A 20,392-nucleotide genomic window follows, 5' to 3' on the forward strand; every position below is an offset into this window, starting at 1 on the left:
TCATGAACCCGACCGAGAAAGCGCTGTGGTTTGTCGAGAGCCATTTGCCGGAAGCGATCTCGCTTGAGGATGTCGCGCAAAGCAGCGGCGTCTCGCGCTTTCATGTGACGCGCGCCTTTGGCGCCGCCACCGGCCGTTCGGTGATGGGCTATATGCGCGCGCGCCGGCTGACCGAAGCGGCGCGCAAGCTGGCTTCCTGCGCGCCCGACATCCTCGCTGTCGCGCTCGATGCCGGCTACGCCTCGCACGAAGCCTTCACCCGCGCCTTCCGCGATCAGTTCGGCACGACGCCGGAACTGGTGCGCGCGCAGGGCAGCCTCAGCAATCTCGACCTGGTGGAGCCGATCCTGATGGACCAGTCCTTCCTCGCCTCACTGCCGCCGCCGCGCTTCGAGACCGGCCGTCCCTTCCTCATTGCCGGCCTCGGCGAGCGCTACAGCTGGAGACCAGCGCGGCCATTCCGATGCAGTGGCAGCGCTTCGGTCCCTTTATCGGCAACATCCCGGGCGAGACCGGCGACGTCGCCTATGGCGTCTGCGTCAATGGCGACGATGCCGGCAATTTCGACTATATCGCCGGGGTCGAAGTTTCGGATTTCTCGGACCTGCCGAAGGAGCTTTCGCGGGTGCGGGTGCCGGCGCAGAAATACGCCGTGTTCACCCATGCCGAGCACATCTCCACCATCCGCCGCACCGTCAACACGATCTGGAACAAATGGCTGCCGGCCTCGGGGCACGATATAGCCGACGGCCCCGAATTCGAGCGCTACGGCCCGGAGTTCGATCCGCGCAGCGGCAATGGCGGGCTGGAGATATGGGTCCCGGTGGCCTGAACGCCGCTACAACTCCAGGTTCCAGTTCTGGCCGACCAGATCCTTGCCGAAGGCGTGATGGCGCTCTTCGTCCACCAGCCTGAAGCCGGCACTCTCGTAGATGTGGCGGGCGGCGGTCAGGATGTCGTTGGTCCATAGGGTCAGCGTCTTGTAGCCCTTAGCACGAGCAAAGCCGATGCACTCCTGAACCAGCCGCTTGCCGATGCCGAGGCCGCGCGCCGATGGTTCGACATGGAGCAGGCGCAGCTTCGCCACCGCGTCGGATTTGCGCACGACGAAGACCGAGCCGACCACCTCCCCTTGCCGTTCGGCAATCCAGCTGCGTTCCCATTCTGGATCGAAGGATTTTACGAAGGCGCCGAGGATTTCGGCGACCAGCGCCTCGTAGGTTTCGTCCCAGCCATAGTCCTGTGCGTAGATCTGTCCTTGGCGGCGCACCACCCAGCCGATGTCGCCGACCTGCAAGGGGCGCAGCATATACGGCACTTTGGACTCCGGGCTGTCGCCCAGGAGTTGCTGCACCGTCTGCATGGCCTTGACCAGCCGGTCCTGTTCGGCAGCAGGAAGCCGCTCCAGCAAGGCCGCGACCTGGTCGTGCGAAGCCCGGTTCAGCGGCGCGAAGGCCTGCCGCCCCACCGGCGTCAGCGTGATCGACGACTGCCGCGCATCCGACGCCAGCGGCGCGCGCGCAATCAGCTGCAGGTGCTCGAACTTCTTCAGGAGCCGGCTGACGTAACCGGCGTCGAGGCCGAGATCGCGGATGAGATCGCTGGCGGTCAGGCCATCGCGATGCGCCAGTTCGTAGAGCACCCGCGCCTCGGTCAGCGAGAAGGCGCTTTTCAGCAGGCCTTCGTCGAGCAGACCTATCTGGCGGGTGTAGAAGCGGTTGAAAGCCCGCACCGCGTCGATGCGTTCCTTGCCGGGTTGATGATGGATCGTCATGGGAAGCCTCCTGCCCATCAACGATCGGTCATTTATTTGACTTAGTCAAGTATCGAGGAGATGCTCCCCCGGTCGTGTCTCAGGCGATGGCGCGGCGGCGCCGTGCGATCAGGACGAACAGGCCGAGCAGCACAACGCTGGCCGCAGCACTGGCGGCGGCAAATTCCGGCACCGGCCGAAAATCCTTGCCGTCGATCAGCAGCGATGCCGCGACCGGGCCGATCGCCAGACCGAAAAGCTGGGCCGCCGGCACCAGAAGCACGGCCGTGCGCGTCTCGTCGGCGGTGATCGCCAGCCGGATCTGATAGGGCACGATGAACAGAAGGATGAAGCCCATGATCAAGGCCGCGACCCAGAAAACCGTCAGGCCGGGGCTGCCGGCGAGCATCACGGAACTGGCGACGGCGACCACGCCGATCGCCACGATGGCGAAGCGGTAATCGATGCGCGCCTCGAAGACGGTAGCCGTCATTGCGCCCAGCACCTGCAATGCGAGGTTGGCCGAGACGATCAGGCCGACGGTGCGGCCATCGATGCCGTATTGTGCGCCAAGTGGCTCGAGAAACGCCCAGACCGAGCCGAAGAACATGAAGTAGCAGAAGACGCTCAGCAAAGCGGCAAGCGAAGGAACGGTCAGCACATTGCTGAACTGTTCCTCCTTGGGCAGGTCGGCATAGCTATCCGGGACGATGAAGGCGACGGCCACCGAGGCGATGCAGACGACGGCAAGAACGATGAAGCCGCCCGCCGATCCGGCGGCCGGGATGACGTAAAGCGCCAGCAGCAGGGCAAGGGCGCATTGCGCCAGGGTCTGAAGGGTGACGAAGAAGCCGCCGATGCGCTCGGCCCGGCGTGAACGGGCGATCAGTTCCGTGGCGACCGCCACCAGCCCACCCTCGGCGAGGCCTGCCACCGCGCGGGCGGCAATCAGCGAGGTCGAGGTCAGCGCATAGGCGGTCGCCCCGTTCGCCAGCGCCAGCAAGAGCAGAAGGACGGCACTTTTCAAGCGCATATTGTGGGCGGACAGCATCATGGCGATGGCCGCCGATCCGATGCCGATCGCGATCATCTCCGCCGTGGCGACCAGCGCGAGTTCGTCACCGCTGACATGCCCTTCGGTGTAGAGCGCGCCGAGAAGCACCGGCTGCAGCCCGAGAATGAGCAGCCCGACCGAGCCGATCCACAATGCCGAGGCGAGTTGCGCCCCAGTGGGGTTGCCGACCAGCCAGTCGCCGTTCCCGGCATCCGCGTTACCAGCAGAAGTCACGGTCGCCTCCCAACGTCCTTGCCTGACGGCAAAAAAACTGACAGTCTGTCAGCATTTAGAAACTGATACTCGATCATATTCGTTTGTCAATCAGTAGCGGGACTTGGCACCAACAAGGCTGGGGATGGTCTTGGCGATCGAATGGTCTGGGCGATCGAGAGGATGGCGGCATGAACGAAGCAGTGCAGATGACGACCGAACCGAGGCGCAGGCCCAAACAGGAGCGCAGCCGCGAGCGCATCGACGCCATCCTGTCGACGACCATGCGGCTGATCGGCGAGAAAGGCATCGACGCCGTCACCATGAAGGAAGTCGGCGCACAGGCCGGCGGGCCGATCGCCACCGTCTATCATTACTTCCCCAACAAGTCGGCGATCCTGGCGATGCTCTACGAGCGATTCTCCGAAGTGAGCCGCGCCCGGCTTGCCGCGATCGTTGCCGAGGTCGGCGGGCTGAGCGACGTTATCGCTGCGGCCGACCGGCTGCTCGACGACTACTATGAGCGCGTCGCCGGCGACCCCGCCATTCAGGACCTGCAAAACGCCATCCAGGCTGACAAGGCGCTGAAGAATCTCGACATCGCCGAAACCCGGCGCCAGGCGACGATGTTCTGCGACCATGTCGGCCCCTTTCTCGCGCCGGAGCGACGCAATGAGTTCGGCCGTATGGTTTTCCTGATCTTCCAGCTGGCCGGCAGCGTCGTGCGCATGGCGCTGACCCAGAACCAGGAGGAAAGCCGCCACACCATCGAGGACTACCGGTCGATCATCCATACGCAGTTGGGACTGTTTCTCTAGCGCCCGATTCGACCCCGTCCGGTCTGGTGGATGAGGTTTTCGAAGCCGTCGGCCAGGTTGGCTGTGCCGGCGGCAACAATCTTCGACAGGTTCCTGGCGCGACCTGGGGTCTTGTTGGCATCGAGCAGCACGGCCCTGCCCTCATGCACGACAAAGTCGAACTTGCCATAGTCGAAGCCCAGCTTCCGACGCAAGGCGCGCAATTCGTCGGGAACCGCAACCGGCTGCCGGCGGATGGTGTCGTCGCCCTTGACCAGGCGCTGCGGCGAGACATAGCGGGTGCAGCGCTCCCGATCGCCGCAGAAAATCCAGAACCGCGCCGCAAACCCGTCGGGCTCGATTTCGGGAATGAATTTTTCCACGATCAGGTCGGCACGCCTGAAAATCTCCGGCGCCACATCGGCCAGCGAGGCATGCACCTGATAGCGGTCGAAGGTCTGCGCGCCCGGGAAAGGCACTGCCTTGCCGGCGCGAACGGATTTTCGGTTGAGCTGCTCCTCGGGCGTCCCCCAATGATTGAGGTTGCTCTTGACGATGACCTGGCCGCTCCAGTTGGCACCCTCCTCGAGGATTGCACCGCTGATGCGGCGCTTGGAAATGTCGGTTGCACCAAGATTGAGACAAATCGGAAATCCGCGCGCGTAGTCGACATAGTCCGATGGCGTCACTGTCGCGTCGACATGCAGGACGGCAATATCGGCGTTATGACTTGCCGAGGGTCCACGCATGATCTGCACGGAGTGACCGCGCCGTTTCAGCTCCGCCAGGACGTCGAACAGCATGTAGGGGCTGTCCTGGCGCAGCAGGAGGCCCCGCCGGCTCTGGAAGCGGTCAAATTCATGCGTTATGACGGCAATGCGGGCCATGGCCTTTCCTGCATGAGGTAACTCGCAAGGCAACCAACAGCCTGGAAGGAAATATGTCCAGCCTTTCCCCAAACCTTTCCGCATGACTGAGCATTGGGACGCAATTCGCCGTCATTGGCGGCTTCTCGGGTCGCCGCTGTGTCCGCCCCCGGAAGCTGTCGCCGCCTATGAGCGCGAACTTAGCCTGCAATCAGTCGATGTGGTGCTGCTCGGGGTCACGCCGGAGCTTGCCGCCCTCGGAAGGACCATGCTCGCGATCGACGAGTCCACTGCCATGATATCGGGCATCTGGCCGGGCGATACCGCCTCACGCAAGGCGGTGATCGGCAACTGGCTGGAGTTGCCGCTGGGCGACGAAAGCGCCGGGGCGGTGATCGGCGACGGCTGCCTGTCGGCGCTGGACTCCTCGGTTGCACGGCAGGCGCTGCTTGCCGAGATCGCGCGTGTGCTGAAGTCCGATGGGCGGGCTGCATTGCGCGCCTATGCAAGCCCTCAGGTGCCGGAGGATCTGCAGGAGGTCCGGGCGCTGACGCTGTCCGGTGGTGTCGCGACCTTCCACGAACTCAAATGGCGCATTGCCATGGCTTGTGCCGGCGGCGATCCCGACCGCGCCATTCCGGTGCGGGCGATCCTCGACGCCTTCGATGCGCTGTTTGCCGACCGGGAGGCCCTTGCCGCGACGACCGGATGGGAGATGCCGGTCATCGGCACCATCGATGTCTATGCGAATTCGCAGACTGTCTACAGTTTCGCCCCGGCGGCGACGCTGGTCGAAGAGGCGAGCCGGTTTTTTGACAGTGTCCGCCTCGCGCCGACAGGGACCTATGGGCTGGCTGAACGCTGTCCGCTTCTGGTGCTTAAATCGCCGCGGCGCCGGTAGGGTCTGCCGTCGGATCGCGGCACGGCTCCAATTGGCACAATTGTGCTCACCGTTCGCCTTGACTCTCGAAAGCCACGCGCTTATTTCAGCGCACGTTAGCACTCTCCCCAGGTGAGTGCTAACGCACATCCGGCACCGCCGGATCGAGGAACAGCTCTCACCGTTCTCATTCGAGGAAGAAAAAATGGCAAAGTCGAAGTTCCGCCCGCTTCATGACCGCGTGGTCGTACGCCGGGTCGAATCCGAATCCAAGACCGCCGGCGGGATCATCATCCCGGATACGGCAAAGGAAAAGCCGCAGGAAGGCGAGATCATCGCCGTCGGCTCCGGCGCTCGCGACGAAGCCGGCAAGCTGGTCCCGCTGGACGTCAAGGCCGGCGACCGCATCCTGTTCGGCAAGTGGTCGGGCACCGAAGTCAAGCTCAATGGCGAAGACCTTCTGATCATGAAGGAATCCGACATTATGGGCATCATCGGCTGATCATCGGCCTCACCGTCAACTAATTTCGGGCTTGATCGCAAGCCCCCTGCCAGGAGCTAAAAAATGGCTGCTAAAGACGTAAAATTCTCCCGCGACGCCCGCGAGCGCATGCTGCGCGGCGTCAACATCCTCGCCGACGCAGTGAAGGTCACGCTCGGCCCCAAGGGCCGCAACGTCGTCATCGACAAGTCGTTCGGCGCACCGCGCATCACCAAGGACGGCGTCACCGTCGCCAAGGAAATCGAGCTTGAAGACAAGTTCGAAAACATGGGCGCGCAGATGGTCCGCGAAGTTGCTTCGAAGACCAACGACATCGCCGGCGACGGCACCACGACCGCGACCGTTCTGGCGCAGTCGATCGTCCAGGAAGGCCACAAGGCCGTTGCCGCCGGCATGAACCCGATGGATCTGAAGCGCGGCATCGACCTGGCCGTGACCGAAGTCGTCGCGGCTCTCGGCAAGGCTGCCAAGAAGATCAAGACCTCCGAGGAAGTTGCCCAGGTCGGCACGATCTCGGCCAATGGCGACGAGTCGGTCGGCGCCATGATCGCCGAAGCGATGCAGAAGGTCGGCAATGAAGGCGTCATCACGGTTGAAGAAGCCAAGACCGCCGAGACCGAGCTGGAAGTCGTCGAAGGCATGCAGTTCGACCGCGGCTATCTCTCGCCCTACTTCGTCACCAACGCCGACAAGATGGTTGCCGAGCTCGAGGACGTCTACATCCTCCTGCACGAGAAGAAGCTGTCCAACCTCCAGGCCATGCTGCCGGTTCTCGAAGCTGTCGTGCAGACCTCCAAGCCGCTGCTCATCATCTCGGAAGACGTCGAAGGCGAGGCTCTGGCCACGCTGGTCGTCAACAAACTGCGTGGCGGCCTGAAGATCGCCGCCGTCAAGGCGCCGGGCTTCGGTGATCGCCGCAAGGCCATGCTGGAAGACATCGCCATCCTAACCGGTGGCCAGGTCATCTCGGAAGACCTCGGCATCAAGCTCGAGAATGTCGGCCTCAACATGCTCGGCCGCGCCAAGAAGGTGTCGATCTCCAAGGAGAACACCACCATCGTCGACGGCGCCGGCAAGAAGGCCGAGATCCAGGGCCGCGTTGCCCAGATCAAGCAGCAGATCGAAGAGACCACGTCGGACTACGACAAGGAGAAGCTGCAGGAACGTCTGGCGAAGCTCGCCGGCGGCGTTGCGGTGATCCGTGTCGGCGGCGCGACGGAAGTCGAAGTCAAGGAAAAGAAGGACCGCGTCGATGACGCCCTCAACGCGACCCGCGCGGCCGTGGAAGAAGGCATCGTTGCAGGCGGCGGCGTCGCTCTCCTGCGCGCTTCAGCCAACATCAAGGTCACCGGCGTCAATGCCGACCAGGCTGCCGGAATCAACATCGTTCGCCGTGCACTGCAGGCTCCGGCCCGTCAGATCGCTTCGAACGCAGGTGCTGAAGCTTCGATCGTTGCCGGCAAGATCCTCGACAACAAGGGCGCGACCTACGGCTACAACGCCCAGACCGGCGAGTATGGCGACATGATCGCCATGGGCATCGTCGACCCGGTCAAGGTCGTTCGCACCGCTCTCCAGGACGCGGCCTCGGTCGCCGGCCTGCTCGTCACCACCGAAGCCATGATCGCGGAGGCTCCCAAGAAGGAGTCGGCTGGCGGCGGCATGCCTGGCGGCATGGGCGGCGGCGGCATGGGCGGCATGGGCGGCATGGATTTCTAATCCAAGCTATCCGGCTTATGCATACGGAAAGGGCGCCGAGAGGCGCCCTTTTTATTTTGGAAAGCGGATGATTAGGCGGCGCTGTCCGCCTGCCGCGCAACCTTGCCTGCAAGCACCGCCTGCTCGACAAGCGCCGCCACCTCGTCGGCCACCACCAGCACCGGGCCACGATCGCGGGTGGCCCTCGCAATCACCATCAGCCCTTCCAGCGAGGATTCGACCAGCAGTGCCAGGGCATGCGCCCGGCGTTCGGGCACTCCTGCCCTGACAAAGGCCTGTCGCAGCAAGCCGATCCATTGCTCGAAAGCCGATCGGCAGAGTTCCGCCAGTTCCGGCACATCGGTGGGTGAATCCAGCACCACCGGCGCGATGGGGCAACCCAGCGAAAAATCATTGTCCTCCAGCATGCGCCCGACCGACTGGTAGATGTGATGGACGGCCACTGCAGGATCGCTCTCGGCTGCCAGTGCTTCGCCCAGCCTTTTCGTGACGTCGGCAACGCTGTTGCGCGTCACCTCGATGACCAGTTGGTCCTTGCCGCCTGGGAAATGAAAATAGAGCGAGCCGCGCGGCGCCCCGCTGGCGCCCAGAATGTCGTTGAGCGAGGTGCCGTGATAGCCGCGCTGCCTGAGCAACAGGCCTGTGGTCTCGAGTATGCGGGTGCGGGTGTCGTTGGCCATGTCAACCTCTGTCAGCAGTGACGCATTATAGGCCTTGCCAAGAATATGACAATCGGTCTATATAATATGTGGATCAGTCTATATACTATTAAGGAGAGTGACATGCGCAGCTACCGTCTCGAAGGGTTTGGTGGAACCGAATCCCTGGCGATGCGCGACGAGGCGCGGACGGAACCGAAACCGCATGAGATCGTGGTGCGAGTCCGCGCCGCCTCGCTCAATCGGCGCGACACGATGATCCTTGGCGGCACCTATCCCTTGCCGGCGCGGCAAGGCATCGTGCCGCTGAGCGACGGAGCCGGTGACGTCGTCGCAATCGGCGATGCCGTCACCCGTTTTGCCGTCGGCGACCGCGTCACCGGCAGCTACTTCGCCCGCTGGATCGATGGCCGCATCAATGCCGGTCTGATCGACCAGCTCGGCTGTACGCTGGACGGAATGCTGACTGAGTTTGCCGTGCTCGACGAACAATGGGCGGCGCGACTGCCCGATCATCTGAGCTGGCACGAAGCGGCGACGCTGACCTGCGCCGGCGTGACGGCCTGGAACGCGGTGACCGGGACCCGGATTCCGAAGCCTGGTCAATGGGTTCTCACCATCGGTTCGGGTGGCGTTTCGCTGTTTGCTCTGCAGTTCGCCAAGTTGCTCGGCTGCCGGGTTGTCGCCATCACATCGCGCGCGGAGAAGGCCGACAGGCTGCGGGCGCTGGGCGCCGACCTCGTTGTCTCCAGCACCGACATACCGGAATGGGGCGGCTGGGCGCGCGAGCAGACAGGCGGCATCGACCTCGTCGTCGAAACCGGCGGCCCGGCCACCTTCGCGCAGTCGCTGATTGCCAGCACGCTTTATGGACACATCGTGCTGCTGACGCTGCAGGACGCCAGTGGCAGATCGATCGAGATGCCGGCAGCGCTTTATCAGCGCAGCCTCGCCACCATCAGCCGCCTGTTCGTCGGCAGCCGCAGCAATCTCGAGGCCATGCTGCGCGCCGTGTCGCAGCATCGCCTCAAGCCCGTTGTCGACAGGGTCTTCCCCTTTGCCGAAGCCCCCGAAGCGTACCGCCACTTCCAGCAGGGCGACGTGTTCGGGAAGGTTGTCATCGACTGCGCCTGACCCAATTGCCCGCTTTTCAACCCCGAACCAGGAGAACGACCATGACCATCCGTGAAGCTTCCGCAGAATGGCAAGGCACGCTGAAGGAAGGCGGCGGTCGTCTGCGGCTTGGCAGCGGCGTCTTCGAAGGCGCCTATTCCTTTCCGTCGCGGTTCGAGAACGGTCCGGGCACCAATCCCGAAGAGCTGATCGGGGCAGCACATGCCGGCTGCTTCTCGATGGCGCTGACCTTCATCCTCGGCCAGGAAGGCCACGTCGCCCGCACCATCCGCACCGTCGCCAAGGTGCATCTCGGCGCGACCGCCGCCGGGCCGACGATCACCCGCATCGAGCTCGAAACGGAGGCGGAGGTCACGGATCTCGCCGAAGACGAGTTCGAACGCCTGGCGCAGTCGGCCAAGGCGACTTGCCTCGTCTCGCGCGCCTTGGCCGGCGTGCCTCAGATCACCCTAAAGGCCGTGCTGGTCAAAGCCGTCAAAGATCAATGAAACCGGGAGAATATGATGAAACAGGAGCTTATCATGGACGCAGCCGGGAATGATTTGTCCCGGCAGACGGCCGAGATCATGCATCGCTTCAACGATGTGTTCCAGCTGCACGATCCGTCCGCGCTTGCCGAGTTGGTGGCGCAGGATTGCGTTATCGAAAACACCGTGCCGGCGCCGGACGGCGCCCGCCATGCCGGCAAAGAGGCGTGCATTGACCTATGGTCGGCGATCGCTACCCAGCCCGGCACGCGCTTCGACCTCGAGGAAACCTTCGTCGCCGGCGAACGGGCGACGATCCGCTGGCGCTACTTCATGGCCGACGGCAACTCCATCCGCGGCGTCAACCTGATGCGTGTCGCGGACGGGCTGATCGTCGAGGCGATGGGTTACGTCAAGGGATAGAAGCGTTGCCCGATACGGCACTACCGTTCCCAGCCCGGAATCTCGCTCAAGTCGAGTTTCCGGGCCGGTTTTCTGGTCACTGGATGACGCGGTGCAGCTTCACCGTGGTGCTGGGACTGTTCTGGATGGTCTGGAAGATCACGCAATAGCGATCCGTGAGTTCGAGCAGTTGGTCGAGCTGGCTTTGGGGAGCGTCGGTGTCGATGTCGAACCGCAAGCGGATTTCCTTGAAGCCGACTGGAACACCCGCAGTCACGCCGAGCGTGCCGCGAAGATCGACGTCACCTTCCGCGGAAACTTCGGCGGACCTGATCGGAATTTCGAGCACGGCCGCCGCCGCGCGCATCGAGACACCGGCGCATGCGATCAGCGCCTCCAGCAGCATGTCGCCGGAGCACAGTTCCTGGCCGCTGCCCCCGGCCATCGGATGGATGCCGGCAAGCGCCAGCCCGCGTCCGGTCTCGACCTTGCAGGTCACGGTGGACGCGTCGGCGACGCCTTTGGCCTTCAAGGTGAGGAACGCGGCCTTCGCATCCCTGCGATAGAGATCCTTGATCGGCTCCTGCGTGGCGCGAAATGTTGCGATTTCCATGAACAATCTCCTGTCTTGAATTGTCGTTGTCAAAAATGGCGAGCAGTGGCCGGGCCTTATTCCGGCACCGCGATGCCGGAGCCGCCGAGCTCAGCCGGAAAGTCCCTGAGCTTGGGCAGCCCGTCCTTCATCGGCAGCACGGTCTCAGCGTAGTTGACGTGAACTCCAGGCGTGAATTTCACGCCTGGTATCGTTGCCGCATAGACATCGACCAGGCCGAGCGGCGGATGAACGGTCATCAGATGACCACCGCATTTCGTGCAGAACTGGCGATCGCTCATTTCGGTGTTCTCGAACCCGGACAGGAACTCCGCGCCCCCGGTGACCTTGACGTTCTGAGGCTTCCACAGCGTGAATGCGTTCACGGGAGACGCCGACCACGATCGACACGAACCGCAATGGCAATAGCCCATTGCCTCGGCGGCTCCGTGCACTTCGATTTCCACAGCGCCGCAAAAACACCCGCCCTTATGTACCGTCATGATATTTGTCCCTGGTTGGTTTCGACAGCACTCAGCGCCCACTCTCGGCAGCGCTTGAGCACCGGTGCAGGTTTAGGAGTTCTGGCCGCGAACTGAATGATACGGCGTCCGCCTCGCTTGACAGCGCGTCCGGAACTCGAAAGGGATGGCTGACCGGCTAGCCGGGTGCGGGACGAAACGGAATGGCCGGGGATGCTCTGTCTGACCTGTTGAGGACGGTACGCCTTACCGGCGCGACGTTTTTTGACATTGAGGGCCACGAGCCGTGGGCCGTCTGCTCGCCGGCGCCATCGTCCATCCTGCCGAAGATCCTGCCCGGTGCGGACCATCTGATCTCCTACCATGTGGTAACGGCCGGTCGCTGCTTCGCGCGCATCGTCGGCCAGGAAGCGATCGCGCTGGAGGCAGGCGAAGTCGTCGTCTTCACCAGGAGCGACCCGCATATTATGTCCAGCAATCCGGCGCTGCGCGCCGATCCGCCGACAGCCGACGTTCTCGACATCGCAACATCCGGCCGGATGCCGTTTTACATCAACTGCGCCGGCGACGGCGCGACCTCGGCCAGGCTGGTTTGCGGCTATCTCGCCTGTGATGCACAGCCATTCAATCCCCTGCTCGAGGCTTTGCCGCCGGTGATCAAGGCCGGAGATGCCAAAGGCGATGGCGGCTGGCTCAGCCAGTTCATCAACCTGGCTGTCACGGAGGTGGCGCAAAAGCGCGCAGGCAGTGAAACGGTGCTCACCAAACTGAGCGAACTGATGTTTGTCGACGTGTTGCGCCGTTACTTGGAATCGCTGCCGCCACAAACCACGGGATGGCTGGCTGGCCTGCGCGATCCAAACCTGGCGAGGGCACTGGCGCTGATCCACGACCGGCCGGCGCATAACTGGACGGTGGAGGCGCTGGCGAAGGACTCCGCGCTGTCGCGCAGCGTGCTCGCCGAACGCTTCACCAGGCTGGTCGGCATGCCGCCAATGCATTATCTCGCCAAATGGCGCATGCAGATCGCCTCGGAGCTGCTCAGCGCCGGCTCCAGCAACATGGCCAGCATCGCCGCTGAAATCGGCTACGAATCCGAGGCAGCGTTCAGCCGCGCCTTCAAGAAGATGATCGGCCTTCCTCCCTCGGCCTGGCGTCTAGGCATCCGGACCGGATCCGGAACCGACGAAGAGTAGGCCGATGCCTGCTAGATCCTGTTCTATCGATCAGCCAGCGCCAGCTTGGCGCCGAGCATGACAAAGGCGCCGGCGAAGGTGCGGCGCATCCAGGTCAGCACCATCGGCCGCGACACGACATGGCTGCGGATCGAGGCGGCAAAGATGCCGTAAGCGACGAAGACGACGAAGGTCAGCAGCATGAAAACGCTCGATAGCTCCAGCATCTTGGCAAATGCGTTCGGTTCGGTGGTGCTGACGAATTGCGGCAGGAAGGCAAAGAAGAAGATCGACAGCTTCGGGTTCAGGATGTTGATCAGGATACCGGAGGTGATGACCTTGGCTGCCGAGCGGGGTGCCGCGTTTTCATCGACGCTCAGGCCGCCCTTCTCCTTCAGCGTGTTCCAGGCCATGTAGAGGAGATAGGCGACGCCGAGATATTTCAGCGTCTCGAAGGCGACAGCACTTGTGTGCAGCAGCGCCGCCAGGCCGGTGATGGCGGCGGCCATATGCGGGATGATGCCAAGCGTGCAGCCGAATGCAGCAGTGATCGAGGCGCGCGCGCCTCGCGAAAGCCCGGCGCTCAGCGTGTAGAGAACGCCGGTGCCGGGCGAAGCCACAACGATCAGCGACGTCAACAGGAATTCGATGCTCATGGTTCCTCCGACGCCCTGCCCGTGGTCGAAGCTATCGGGGGATGTGGGATGAGGCAAGGTGGGCGTCGGCTAGATCGTTGGCATCTCGTGCGCCTTGCGCGCCATCAGGCAATCGTCGCCGCCAGGCATGCAGGCGTGGCAGACGTCGGGGCGGATCTCGTAGATGCCGCAGGCCGTGTGCTTGCCGATCTCGCCCGTAAGCGCCGAACAGCGCACGCCCTCGCAGCGCATCCCGGACAGGTCGGCGGACACGAACTTTTCCGGAATCCGGTCAAGTTGCGCATCGTCCTCGGTCGAAAAGCGCGGCCATTCGGCCGAGTAGGAGCAGCAGGCGCCGCAGCTCTGGCAATCGAAAACCGGCTGGTCGTCCTGTTTTGACGACCGGATATCCCTGGCGGCCAACGCGACCAGCCCAGGCGCTGCGAGATTGCGATCGGCTTGGTGCGGCAAGGCGCTATTTCTTCTTGCCTGCCTTGCCCTTGGGCGTGGCGGCTGGCGCCTCGAACAGATCGGTCGCCGACGGTTCGGCGGCCTTCGGCGCGGCAGCGGGCTTGGCCTGCTTTGCAGTGGCAGCAGCCGGCGCTGCCGGCTGGTCCTTGGTGGAAAACTTTATGGCCATGTCAGTCCTCGTCGGAAAAGCGGGATGATGGTGCGCGCGGATTGCGCAAGCGGCCGATCAGCGCCGAGACCGCTGTGATGTTCATTTCCTCGGGCGACCAGTTCCTCGCCTCGGCAATGTGGTGCGCCGCCAGTTCGCGATGCGTGCTGCCGCTATAGGCGGCATCCTGGTAGGTCACGCGCTCCTGGGTCTTTTTGTCCTCGCGGACATATTCGACCAGATAGTTCGGGGCTTCGGCACGGCCGCGCACGCCGACGCGCACCTGGGCATCGCCATGCGCGCGCTTGCAGCGCTCGAGCTTTTCCAGCACACGGCGGACATATTCGACCGGCTTGTCCAGGCCCGGGACCATGGACGCTATGGTCGCATCGGCATCGATCGGCGTCGGCGGTACGCGCTTGGTGGCCATCAGCGTTTGCCTGCCCGCTTCGGCAGCGCCGCAAGGGCTGCGGCCGCTGCCATGTCGTCGGCTTCCTTTTCCTTGCGCAGTTCGCGCAAGCGCGCGGTCTTGGCTTCGCGCGCCTCGCTGACGGCATCACGCTCGGACAGGATGCGGTTGAGTGACATCGACTGGGTTTGCGTCTTGCTGAACAGCGAGCCGGCCTGGTCGGCGGTCTTGGATTGAGTGGTCAAAACTTTCTCCTGTCGGGAGCCTGGTGCCGATAAAGCGAGAGCGGTCTTCGATTACGACCAAAGCAATACGGCAGCGGGGCAGTATGGGCGGTTCAGATTGCTGGAGCGTCCCTTAGCACGTTCCGGCCGGCGTGCGGCGCACTTTTAGCGGCACGACGCACAAAATGAAAAAGGCCAGGCACCGCCTGACCTTCCATGAAAGCGCCGCGCATCCAGTTGGATGCGCAAGGCGCTCCTTTCAGCCTTTCATCGGTGCCAGTACATCCGTGGTCACCGGAAGGCCGAATTCCTTATCAGGCCGCCTTCAACTGGTCGGCGGACATCTTGCCCGACTTGTTGTCGCGGGTCATCTCGTAGCCGAGCTTCTGACCCTCGACGATGTCACGCATGCCGGCGCGCTCTACGGCCGAGATGTGGACGAAAACGTCGGCGGAGCCGTCGTCAGGCTGAATAAAACCAAAACCTTTGGTGGCGTTGAACCATTTCACTGTGCCGGTGGCCATGAAGAACCCTTTCCCTGGCAAATATTCGTTCACCATCGTGCGACTGCACAACAGCGTTTTGTCTCGATTTTTGATGGGGAAGTTCGTCAAAGGCGCGCATCATGCGCGGATAACAAAAGTCGGTCAAACAAATATCGACATATTTCTTATAGACTTCTCTTAGCGCCGAGTCAATTTCTGGTTTGGCCACAGCCCAAATTCAACCTGAGGATGCCTGAGGCATAAGCCTCAACTGACGAGGTGGCGGAGCGCAACGCGTTCCCAAAAAATATTCCACGCCCCGGAACCAATCGCAAGCCGGCGCGTTTCCATGGTGTCAGCAATTCAGAGAGCAATCTCGGTAATGCTGGCAAAAGGACGCCTCCCGCACATTGAACGGTGCGAGAGGCGTTCTTGTATGTGCCGTTGTCTGACACAATTCCCAAGGGAAAACCGTTTCACACTTTTCCTTAAACTTACGCTCGCCTACAGGATCGCGCTGATCAGCGGCAGGATCTCGTAGCGGAAACCGCGGCCGGAGCTCGACACCGGATCGCCGTCGGTGACCGCTCTTGCCTCGGCTTCGCTGCCGACACGCAGGATCAGCAGACCCCAAGGGCCGGCCGGGTCGGCGACCGGCCCGGCGAGGATCATGGTGCCCTCGGCAAGCTTGCCGCGCAGATAGTCGGCATGCCGGCCCATCAACTCCCTCTCCTCCTCCGTCAGGGTGAAGGCGAAGTCCGGCCGAGGCGGGATCAGCCGGCAGTGGAAGATTGTTGGCGCGGTAGTCTCACGCGGTCCATCATTGCTGGCCATCGGTCACTCACCGTGATGTCATTAGTGGTCCTATTCGTCCGGGCCGGGTTCCGGCCAAGTCTCCTTCGCTGCTTCCGCATACCAGTGCCGCATCGCCGGCGTTGCCAACACGGCGTCGACGTAGGCGCGCGTGTCGGGCGCGAGCTTGCCGCCATAGGTGTCGAAGCGGGTGACGACAGGTGCATACATGGCATCGGCCGCGGTGAAATGACCGAACAGGAAGGGGCCGCCTTTGCCGTATTGTTCCCGGCACTGGCGCCAGATCGTTTCGATGCGCGCGCGCTGCATTTCGCCTTCGGCGTCGAGCGGCTTGTGGCCCTTCGGCCGGCGCAAATTCATCGGCCAGCCATAGCGCACCTCGCGAAAGCCGGAATGCATCTCGGTCGCCACCGAGCGAGCCAAGGCGCGGGCGCCGATATCCTGCGGCCAAAGTTTTTTCTCCGGAAACAGGTCGGCCAGATATTCAAGGATGGCAAGGGTTTCCCAGACAATCCTGCCATTGTGATTCAACACTGGCACAAGGCCGGTGGGCGAGACTTTCGCCAGAGCGGCAAAAGTCTCGGGCGTGCGCAGGCGCACGAAACCTTCCTCGAACGGGATCTCCAGATGCTTCATCGCCACCCATGGCCTCAGCGACCAGGACGAAAAGCACTTGTTGGCGATGATGAGCGTAAATTCAGCCAAGGCGGTCTCCCCAAAATTTCGTCACACTAGTCACACGATACGACGCGGCAAAGCGTTTCGGCGACCATATAAGCGACCAGATGCGACGATGATCGCCGCCCAGGGAACCTAAGCCAAGCCGGCCCGTTTGCCTCCTGCGAATGAATCCCCGGAATCCCAGGAGATGCAAAGATGGTGAACAAGGATCAGGTTGCCGGCGTGGCCAAGCAGGTCAAGGGCTCGGTCAAGGAGGTCGGCGGCAAGGCGACCGGCAACAGGCAGACCCAGGCCGAAGGCACGGCCGACAAGACCGCCGGCAAGGTGCAGAAGGTCTATGGCGACGTGAAGGACAAGATCAAAAAGGCGCTCTGATTCGATCTTGCAGGCAATGAGGAAGGCGGCTCAAGGCCGCCTTTTTCTTGTCAGAGGCTGAGGCTCTTGCTGAAGGCGCTGGTGAACTTGACCCCGCCCCGGTCGCCCGCCGCCTCGCCCAGCACCACGTCCATGCCGTCCCCGGTTACCCTCACCAGCGCGAAGCCACCCATATAGGCAGCCTTCGGCTTGAACAGGTCGAGGCCATCGCTTTTGTAGATCATAGGCACTTCGTGCTGATGGCCATGGAAGATGGCGATGACATTGTAGCCCTTCAGCGCCGCCAGCATCGCCTGGCGGTCGGCCTCGCTCCACCAGTGCGGCGCGCCTGCGCCGTCATCGTCATAGGTGCGCTTGGCCGGGTCCCAGCGCTCGACCGAGAAAGTGTCCCAGCCATAGTGCTGGAACAGGATGACGGGACGGCCATCCGCCGCGTAGGTCGCCAGATCCTGCTTCAGCCACGGCAGGCTGCTCACCGCGCCATGGCCGGTGTCGCCGGCAAAGCGGTGGGTCTGGACGAGATGCAGGCCGCCCCAGTCCCAGGAATAGCAGTCGGTGTCGACATCGTATTCGGTGGCCGGCACCGGCGGCTTGAAGAACACGCCGGGGCGGTGGTTGACCTCGACATAGTCGCGCAATTCACGCCGATACCAGTCGACATGGGGCGGCGAGCCATTCTGGTCGAGATCGTGGTTGCCGAGGCCGACATAGACCGGCATGTGCACGCGGTCCGGGCCGACGCCTTGTTGATAGCGCTGGCTGAACTGCAACAGTTGCGTGCCTTCGCTGGGCTCGGTGATCTGGCCGCCGCCATCGTCGGTGATGTCGCCGCCGACAACGAGGCCGAGCGGCGCATCGATGCGGCTGCCGGCCGAACGCAGGCGGGTTGCAACGCCATCGATCTCGACTGGCCATTGCCGGCCGGCCAAGCCATTGAGAACAGCGACATTGCGCAACAGCGCGGCATCGGTCTTGCCTTCCTCCAGGCAGTTGGGGCTGAGGCCGCTCGACATGCGGCAGGCATGGACATCGGCGATGAACAGAAAGGTGGCGTCGATGGGCTGGATGCGCTTGCCGGTCTGGCCAAGCGCGGCGCGCGGCAGCATACCAGCCATGGCAAGGCCGGCTGCCTGTGCGAGGAAATTGCGACGGGAGAGGACGAGCTTGCGATTCATGACCTGAAATTCAGCACAGCCGGCGCCCCACCGTCCAGTTGCCAGGAATGGCAGGTCGACACGGCACTGTGGCTCTGGCATTTCTTGGGTCATGCTGGCGCGCAGCAAATACAAGCAGAGGGGGAGGATTTCATGAGAGCCGTTTCGATAGGCGTGGTGCTGGCTGGGTTGCTACCGGCGGCTGCGGTGCATGCCGCCGATTGTGTCGACGCAAAATCGGCCAAGGCCGGCTTCGTTCTGGAAATGCCTGGCGTCCGCAGCGAGTTTCGGCCGGTGGCCGGCGGCATGGTGTCCGTCGCCAACAACTACGAATCGCAATCGCCGCAGACACAGTTCCTGTTTGCCGGCCTGGTCGAAGTGTTTCGCGACAGCGATACCGGACGGGTGGCGACGATCCCGTTTTCCGATCTGCGAAAACTGTTTCCGCTGAAGACGGGAGCCAAGAGCACGATCGAATTCGTCGAGTTGTCGCCGAACAAGCAGCCGAAGAGCACCAAGACACTGAGCCTGGTCGTCAAGGGCAAGGAGACGTTCAGCGTCGGCAGCTGCAAATACAACGTGCTGGCGGTCACGGAGACCTTCAAGAACGGCGCCGGCGAAACGCTGGACACATTTACCGCGCTTTATGCGCCCGATCTGCAAGCGTCCCTCGCCCGGCGCTACGACGAAGGGACCAGCGCGGAATCGGTGAACGGTTACGAGACGATCAAGCCGCTTTCCAACTAGAACAGCGCAGTTCCGGCCTCAAGGTTTTCCCGGCCGCAGCAGGATCCTGCTACGCCGCTTCGCTCTGCTCGGGAATGGCGGCGTTGAGCTACCCTGAAGTTCGGCCAGGCAATCGCGCAGCACGCTGGCATCCTGTGCCGCCTTGGCCATCGACATGGCGCCGGAATAGGCGGCGATGGCGAGTGCCGCAAAGCGCTCGGGGTCGGTGCCCTGCTCCCTCCCCGACTGCTGGTCGGCTCGCACCTTGTCGGCAACCGCCTGACGCCATCCGGCAAAGATATCGTCCAGAGCGGCGCGGAAATCCGGGTCAGCGAGCGACAGTTCATGCGCCAGATTGTTGAGCGGACAGCCGCGCACGAAGCCTTGCTGCTCAAGCTCGGTCGCCACCGCCTCGAACACCGCGCGCACGCCTTCGCGCGCCGAGCCTGCCGCCCGTACAGGGTTGATCCAGGTTTCATCGAGGGCCGCTGCCACGCGCTCCTCGATCACCGCCAGAGCGAGCGCCTTCTTGGTCGGGAAATGATGATGCAGCGCGCCGCCGCTGACGCCTGCGGTCGTCATCAACTCGCCAAGAGCGGATGTATGATAGCCACGCGCCTGGAACGACGCTTCGGCGATATCGAGCACCTTGTTGCGCAGCCCTTCGGGATCGTTGGTGCGTTTTCGCGGCGGCCCTTTCGGAGCCCGAGCAATCTCTGCTGACATTTGCCAACGATAGCAGATTGACAAAACAGGACAACCGGTCTGTTTTATAAACCGGATGATCATCCTGTTTTTTGGAGACGACACAATGACCGTACCCCTGAATGCGCCTGCGACGGCAAGCCTGCTCGCTTCGCCTGTCCTCGAGTTGCGGCAGTACACGCTGAAGCCGGGCCGGCGCGAGACGCTGATCGACATCTTCGACAGTCGGTTCATCGAAGGCCAGGAACACGCCGGCATGACCATCATCGGACAGTTCCGCGACCTCGACCGCCCCGACATGTTCGTCTGGCTGCGCGGCTTCGATGGCATGGAAGCGCGGAAGCAGGCGCTCACCGCCTTCTATGACGGGCCGGTGTGGACGGCGCACCGCGACGCCGCCAATGCGACGATGATCGATTCCGACGATGTGCTGCTCTTGAAGCCGGCATGGCCAGGCGCCGGCTTCGATCTGTCAGGCGCGCAGCGAGGCGCCATGCCGGCGGAGGAAAGTTGAGCGCAGACAATCGCTTGACCGGTGTTGTTGTCATCCAGATTCATCATCTGCGGTCTGGCGCCGAAGCCGATTTCGCCGGCAATTTCGAAACGGACGCCGTTCCGGTCCTTATCGGCGCCAGCGGACGGTTGCTTGGCGCCTTCATCACCGAGCACGCTGAAAACAGCTTTCCCCGCCTGCCGGTGCGCTTGAGCGAAAACGTCTTTATCGCGGTGACGGGTTTCGACAGTCCCGAGGCGCATGCCAGTTACGAAGCCGCAGTTGCCGCTTCGCCCCAATGGCAAGCGGCCGATGTGACCTGGCGGACCGAAACCTTGCGCCTGACGCCGACGTCGCAGTCGCTGCTGCGGTAACCGG

28 protein-coding genes and 1 pseudogene are annotated in these 20,392 nt (G+C 63.0%); 13 read left to right on the forward strand and 16 right to left on the reverse strand.

What is annotated here, in order from left to right; genetic code table 11:
- Nucleotides 1–2 precede the first annotated feature (2 nt).
- Nucleotides 3–832 (forward strand): annotated as a pseudogene (locus NKL04_RS13045) (AraC family transcriptional regulator).
- 6 nt (nt 833–838) lie between these two features.
- On the opposite strand, the gene NKL04_RS13050 reads toward NKL04_RS13045, so the two are convergent.
- Both NKL04_RS13050 and NKL04_RS13055 read right to left on the reverse strand, forming a co-directional pair.
- Nucleotides 839–1,774, reverse strand: a complete 936-nt coding sequence (locus NKL04_RS13050) for a bifunctional helix-turn-helix transcriptional regulator/GNAT family N-acetyltransferase (RefSeq protein WP_023700642.1) — start codon at nt 1,772–1,774, stop codon at nt 839–841.
- Between the two features lie 79 nt (nt 1,775–1,853).
- Nucleotides 1,854–3,041 carry an MFS transporter gene (locus NKL04_RS13055; protein ID WP_023700643.1) on the reverse strand — a complete coding sequence of 396 codons (1,188 nt, stop codon included), beginning with the start codon at nt 3,039–3,041 and terminating at the stop codon, nt 1,854–1,856.
- 170 nt (nt 3,042–3,211) lie between these two features.
- Here NKL04_RS13055 and NKL04_RS13060 point away from each other — a divergent pair, with 170 nt between their 5' ends.
- On the forward strand, nt 3,212–3,838 hold the full coding sequence (locus NKL04_RS13060; protein ID WP_023700644.1) for a TetR/AcrR family transcriptional regulator: 627 nt from the start codon (nt 3,212–3,214) through the stop codon (nt 3,836–3,838).
- On the opposite strand, the gene NKL04_RS13065 is transcribed toward NKL04_RS13060, so the two are convergent.
- The gene (locus NKL04_RS13065; RefSeq protein ID WP_023700645.1) at nt 3,835–4,704 is read right to left on the reverse strand and encodes a hypothetical protein; all 870 of its coding nucleotides are present in this window, start codon (nt 4,702–4,704) and stop codon (nt 3,835–3,837) included. The two genes, NKL04_RS13060 and NKL04_RS13065, sit on opposite strands and share 4 nt — an antisense overlap.
- Before the next feature lie 82 nt (nt 4,705–4,786).
- On the opposite strand from NKL04_RS13065, the gene NKL04_RS13070 reads away from it, so the two are divergent.
- The 3 genes from NKL04_RS13070 (at nt 4,787) to groL (ending at nt 7,784) form a co-directional block, all read left to right on the forward strand.
- Entirely contained in the window at nt 4,787–5,584 is a 798-nt protein-coding gene (locus tag NKL04_RS13070; RefSeq protein ID WP_023821185.1) for a class I SAM-dependent methyltransferase, read from the forward strand.
- Between the two features lie 184 nt (nt 5,585–5,768).
- Nucleotides 5,769–6,065: a co-chaperone GroES gene (gene groES / locus NKL04_RS13075; protein WP_006203049.1), complete on the forward strand. Its 297-nt coding sequence runs from the start codon at nt 5,769–5,771 to the stop codon at nt 6,063–6,065.
- Nucleotides 6,066–6,128: 63 nt separating this feature from the next.
- On the forward strand, nt 6,129–7,784 hold the full coding sequence (groL, locus tag NKL04_RS13080) for a chaperonin GroEL (RefSeq protein ID WP_023709705.1): 1,656 nt from the start codon (nt 6,129–6,131) through the stop codon (nt 7,782–7,784).
- A gap of 71 nt (nt 7,785–7,855) precedes the next feature.
- On the opposite strand, the gene NKL04_RS13085 is transcribed toward groL, so the two are convergent.
- The gene (locus NKL04_RS13085; protein ID WP_023697706.1) at nt 7,856–8,464 is read right to left on the reverse strand and encodes a TetR/AcrR family transcriptional regulator; all 609 of its coding nucleotides are present in this window, start codon (nt 8,462–8,464) and stop codon (nt 7,856–7,858) included.
- A 102-nt stretch (nt 8,465–8,566) separates the two neighbouring features.
- Here NKL04_RS13085 and NKL04_RS13090 point away from each other — a divergent pair, with 102 nt between their 5' ends.
- Genes NKL04_RS13090 through NKL04_RS13100 form a run of 3 tightly spaced genes read left to right on the forward strand, consistent with a single transcriptional unit; the run spans nt 8,567 to nt 10,467 of the window.
- Nucleotides 8,567–9,577 (forward strand): zinc-dependent alcohol dehydrogenase family protein, encoded by a 1,011-nt coding sequence (locus NKL04_RS13090; protein WP_023689923.1) that lies wholly within the window; start codon nt 8,567–8,569, stop codon nt 9,575–9,577.
- A 41-nt stretch (nt 9,578–9,618) separates the two neighbouring features.
- Nucleotides 9,619–10,065, forward strand: a complete 447-nt coding sequence (locus NKL04_RS13095) for an OsmC family peroxiredoxin (RefSeq protein WP_023689922.1) — start codon at nt 9,619–9,621, stop codon at nt 10,063–10,065.
- A 15-nt stretch (nt 10,066–10,080) separates the two neighbouring features.
- Nucleotides 10,081–10,467 (forward strand): nuclear transport factor 2 family protein, encoded by a 387-nt coding sequence (locus NKL04_RS13100; protein WP_023752084.1) that lies wholly within the window; start codon nt 10,081–10,083, stop codon nt 10,465–10,467.
- Nucleotides 10,468–10,543: 76 nt separating this feature from the next.
- On the opposite strand, the gene NKL04_RS13105 is transcribed toward NKL04_RS13100, so the two are convergent.
- Nucleotides 10,544–11,059 carry an OsmC family protein gene (locus tag NKL04_RS13105; RefSeq protein ID WP_023671510.1) on the reverse strand — a complete coding sequence of 172 codons (516 nt, stop codon included), beginning with the start codon at nt 11,057–11,059 and terminating at the stop codon, nt 10,544–10,546.
- A gap of 56 nt (nt 11,060–11,115) precedes the next feature.
- Nucleotides 11,116–11,541, reverse strand: coding sequence for a GFA family protein (locus NKL04_RS13110; protein ID WP_031209305.1), 426 nt, complete (start codon nt 11,539–11,541; stop codon nt 11,116–11,118).
- 182 nt (nt 11,542–11,723) lie between these two features.
- Between NKL04_RS13110 and NKL04_RS13115 the strand changes: the two genes are divergently transcribed.
- On the forward strand, nt 11,724–12,716 hold the full coding sequence (locus NKL04_RS13115; protein WP_023700651.1) for an AraC family transcriptional regulator: 993 nt from the start codon (nt 11,724–11,726) through the stop codon (nt 12,714–12,716).
- Nucleotides 12,717–12,739: 23 nt separating this feature from the next.
- Here NKL04_RS13115 and NKL04_RS13120 read toward each other — a convergent pair whose 3' ends face one another.
- From NKL04_RS13120 to NKL04_RS13155, 8 genes are all read right to left on the reverse strand, one after another.
- Complete coding sequence (locus tag NKL04_RS13120; RefSeq protein WP_023689918.1) at nt 12,740–13,351, reverse strand: LysE family translocator; 612 nt, start codon at nt 13,349–13,351, stop codon at nt 12,740–12,742.
- A 69-nt stretch (nt 13,352–13,420) separates the two neighbouring features.
- Nucleotides 13,421–13,801, reverse strand: a complete 381-nt coding sequence (locus tag NKL04_RS13125) for a YkgJ family cysteine cluster protein (RefSeq protein WP_023712743.1) — start codon at nt 13,799–13,801, stop codon at nt 13,421–13,423.
- A 4-nt stretch (nt 13,802–13,805) separates the two neighbouring features.
- On the reverse strand, nt 13,806–13,970 hold the full coding sequence (locus NKL04_RS13130; RefSeq protein WP_023671505.1) for a hypothetical protein: 165 nt from the start codon (nt 13,968–13,970) through the stop codon (nt 13,806–13,808).
- Nucleotide 13,971: 1 nt separating this feature from the next.
- Nucleotides 13,972–14,379: a hypothetical protein gene (locus tag NKL04_RS13135; RefSeq protein WP_023671504.1), complete on the reverse strand. Its 408-nt coding sequence runs from the start codon at nt 14,377–14,379 to the stop codon at nt 13,972–13,974.
- Complete coding sequence (locus NKL04_RS13140) at nt 14,379–14,603, reverse strand: hypothetical protein (RefSeq protein ID WP_023671503.1); 225 nt, start codon at nt 14,601–14,603, stop codon at nt 14,379–14,381. The genes NKL04_RS13135 and NKL04_RS13140 overlap by 1 nt, the downstream gene beginning before the upstream one ends.
- 293 nt (nt 14,604–14,896) lie before the next feature.
- Entirely contained in the window at nt 14,897–15,106 is a 210-nt protein-coding gene (locus NKL04_RS13145; RefSeq protein ID WP_023671502.1) for a cold-shock protein, read from the reverse strand.
- A gap of 465 nt (nt 15,107–15,571) precedes the next feature.
- Nucleotides 15,572–15,901 carry a YciI family protein gene (locus tag NKL04_RS13150; RefSeq protein WP_023723612.1) on the reverse strand — a complete coding sequence of 110 codons (330 nt, stop codon included), beginning with the start codon at nt 15,899–15,901 and terminating at the stop codon, nt 15,572–15,574.
- 30 nt (nt 15,902–15,931) lie between these two features.
- Nucleotides 15,932–16,585 carry a glutathione S-transferase family protein gene (locus NKL04_RS13155; protein WP_023684314.1) on the reverse strand — a complete coding sequence of 218 codons (654 nt, stop codon included), beginning with the start codon at nt 16,583–16,585 and terminating at the stop codon, nt 15,932–15,934.
- Between the two features lie 171 nt (nt 16,586–16,756).
- Between NKL04_RS13155 and NKL04_RS13160 the strand changes: the two genes are divergently transcribed.
- Entirely contained in the window at nt 16,757–16,936 is a 180-nt protein-coding gene (locus NKL04_RS13160) for a CsbD family protein (RefSeq protein WP_023694693.1), read from the forward strand.
- A gap of 50 nt (nt 16,937–16,986) precedes the next feature.
- Here NKL04_RS13160 and NKL04_RS13165 read toward each other — a convergent pair whose 3' ends face one another.
- Nucleotides 16,987–18,111 (reverse strand): metallophosphoesterase, encoded by a 1,125-nt coding sequence (locus NKL04_RS13165; RefSeq protein WP_023700653.1) that lies wholly within the window; start codon nt 18,109–18,111, stop codon nt 16,987–16,989.
- Between the two features lie 132 nt (nt 18,112–18,243).
- Between NKL04_RS13165 and NKL04_RS13170 the strand changes: the two genes are divergently transcribed.
- The gene (locus NKL04_RS13170; RefSeq protein WP_023700654.1) at nt 18,244–18,837 is read left to right on the forward strand and encodes a hypothetical protein; all 594 of its coding nucleotides are present in this window, start codon (nt 18,244–18,246) and stop codon (nt 18,835–18,837) included.
- A gap of 18 nt (nt 18,838–18,855) precedes the next feature.
- Here the strand turns inward: NKL04_RS13170 and NKL04_RS13175 are convergent, their stop codons facing one another.
- On the reverse strand, nt 18,856–19,542 hold the full coding sequence (locus NKL04_RS13175) for a TetR/AcrR family transcriptional regulator (RefSeq protein ID WP_023700655.1): 687 nt from the start codon (nt 19,540–19,542) through the stop codon (nt 18,856–18,858).
- A gap of 85 nt (nt 19,543–19,627) precedes the next feature.
- Here NKL04_RS13175 and NKL04_RS13180 point away from each other — a divergent pair, with 85 nt between their 5' ends.
- Together NKL04_RS13180 and NKL04_RS13185 are read left to right on the forward strand one after the other, a co-directional pair.
- Nucleotides 19,628–20,035, forward strand: coding sequence for an NIPSNAP family protein (locus NKL04_RS13180; RefSeq protein ID WP_245271377.1), 408 nt, complete (start codon nt 19,628–19,630; stop codon nt 20,033–20,035).
- Nucleotides 20,032–20,388: an NIPSNAP family protein gene (locus NKL04_RS13185; protein ID WP_352723764.1), complete on the forward strand. Its 357-nt coding sequence runs from the start codon at nt 20,032–20,034 to the stop codon at nt 20,386–20,388. Before NKL04_RS13180 ends, NKL04_RS13185 begins: the two co-directional genes overlap by 4 nt.
- Nucleotides 20,389–20,392: the final 4 nt, after the last annotated feature.

It is taken from the genome of Mesorhizobium sp. C264A, assembly GCF_040324515.1.
GTDB lineage: Bacteria > Pseudomonadota > Alphaproteobacteria > Rhizobiales > Rhizobiaceae > Mesorhizobium.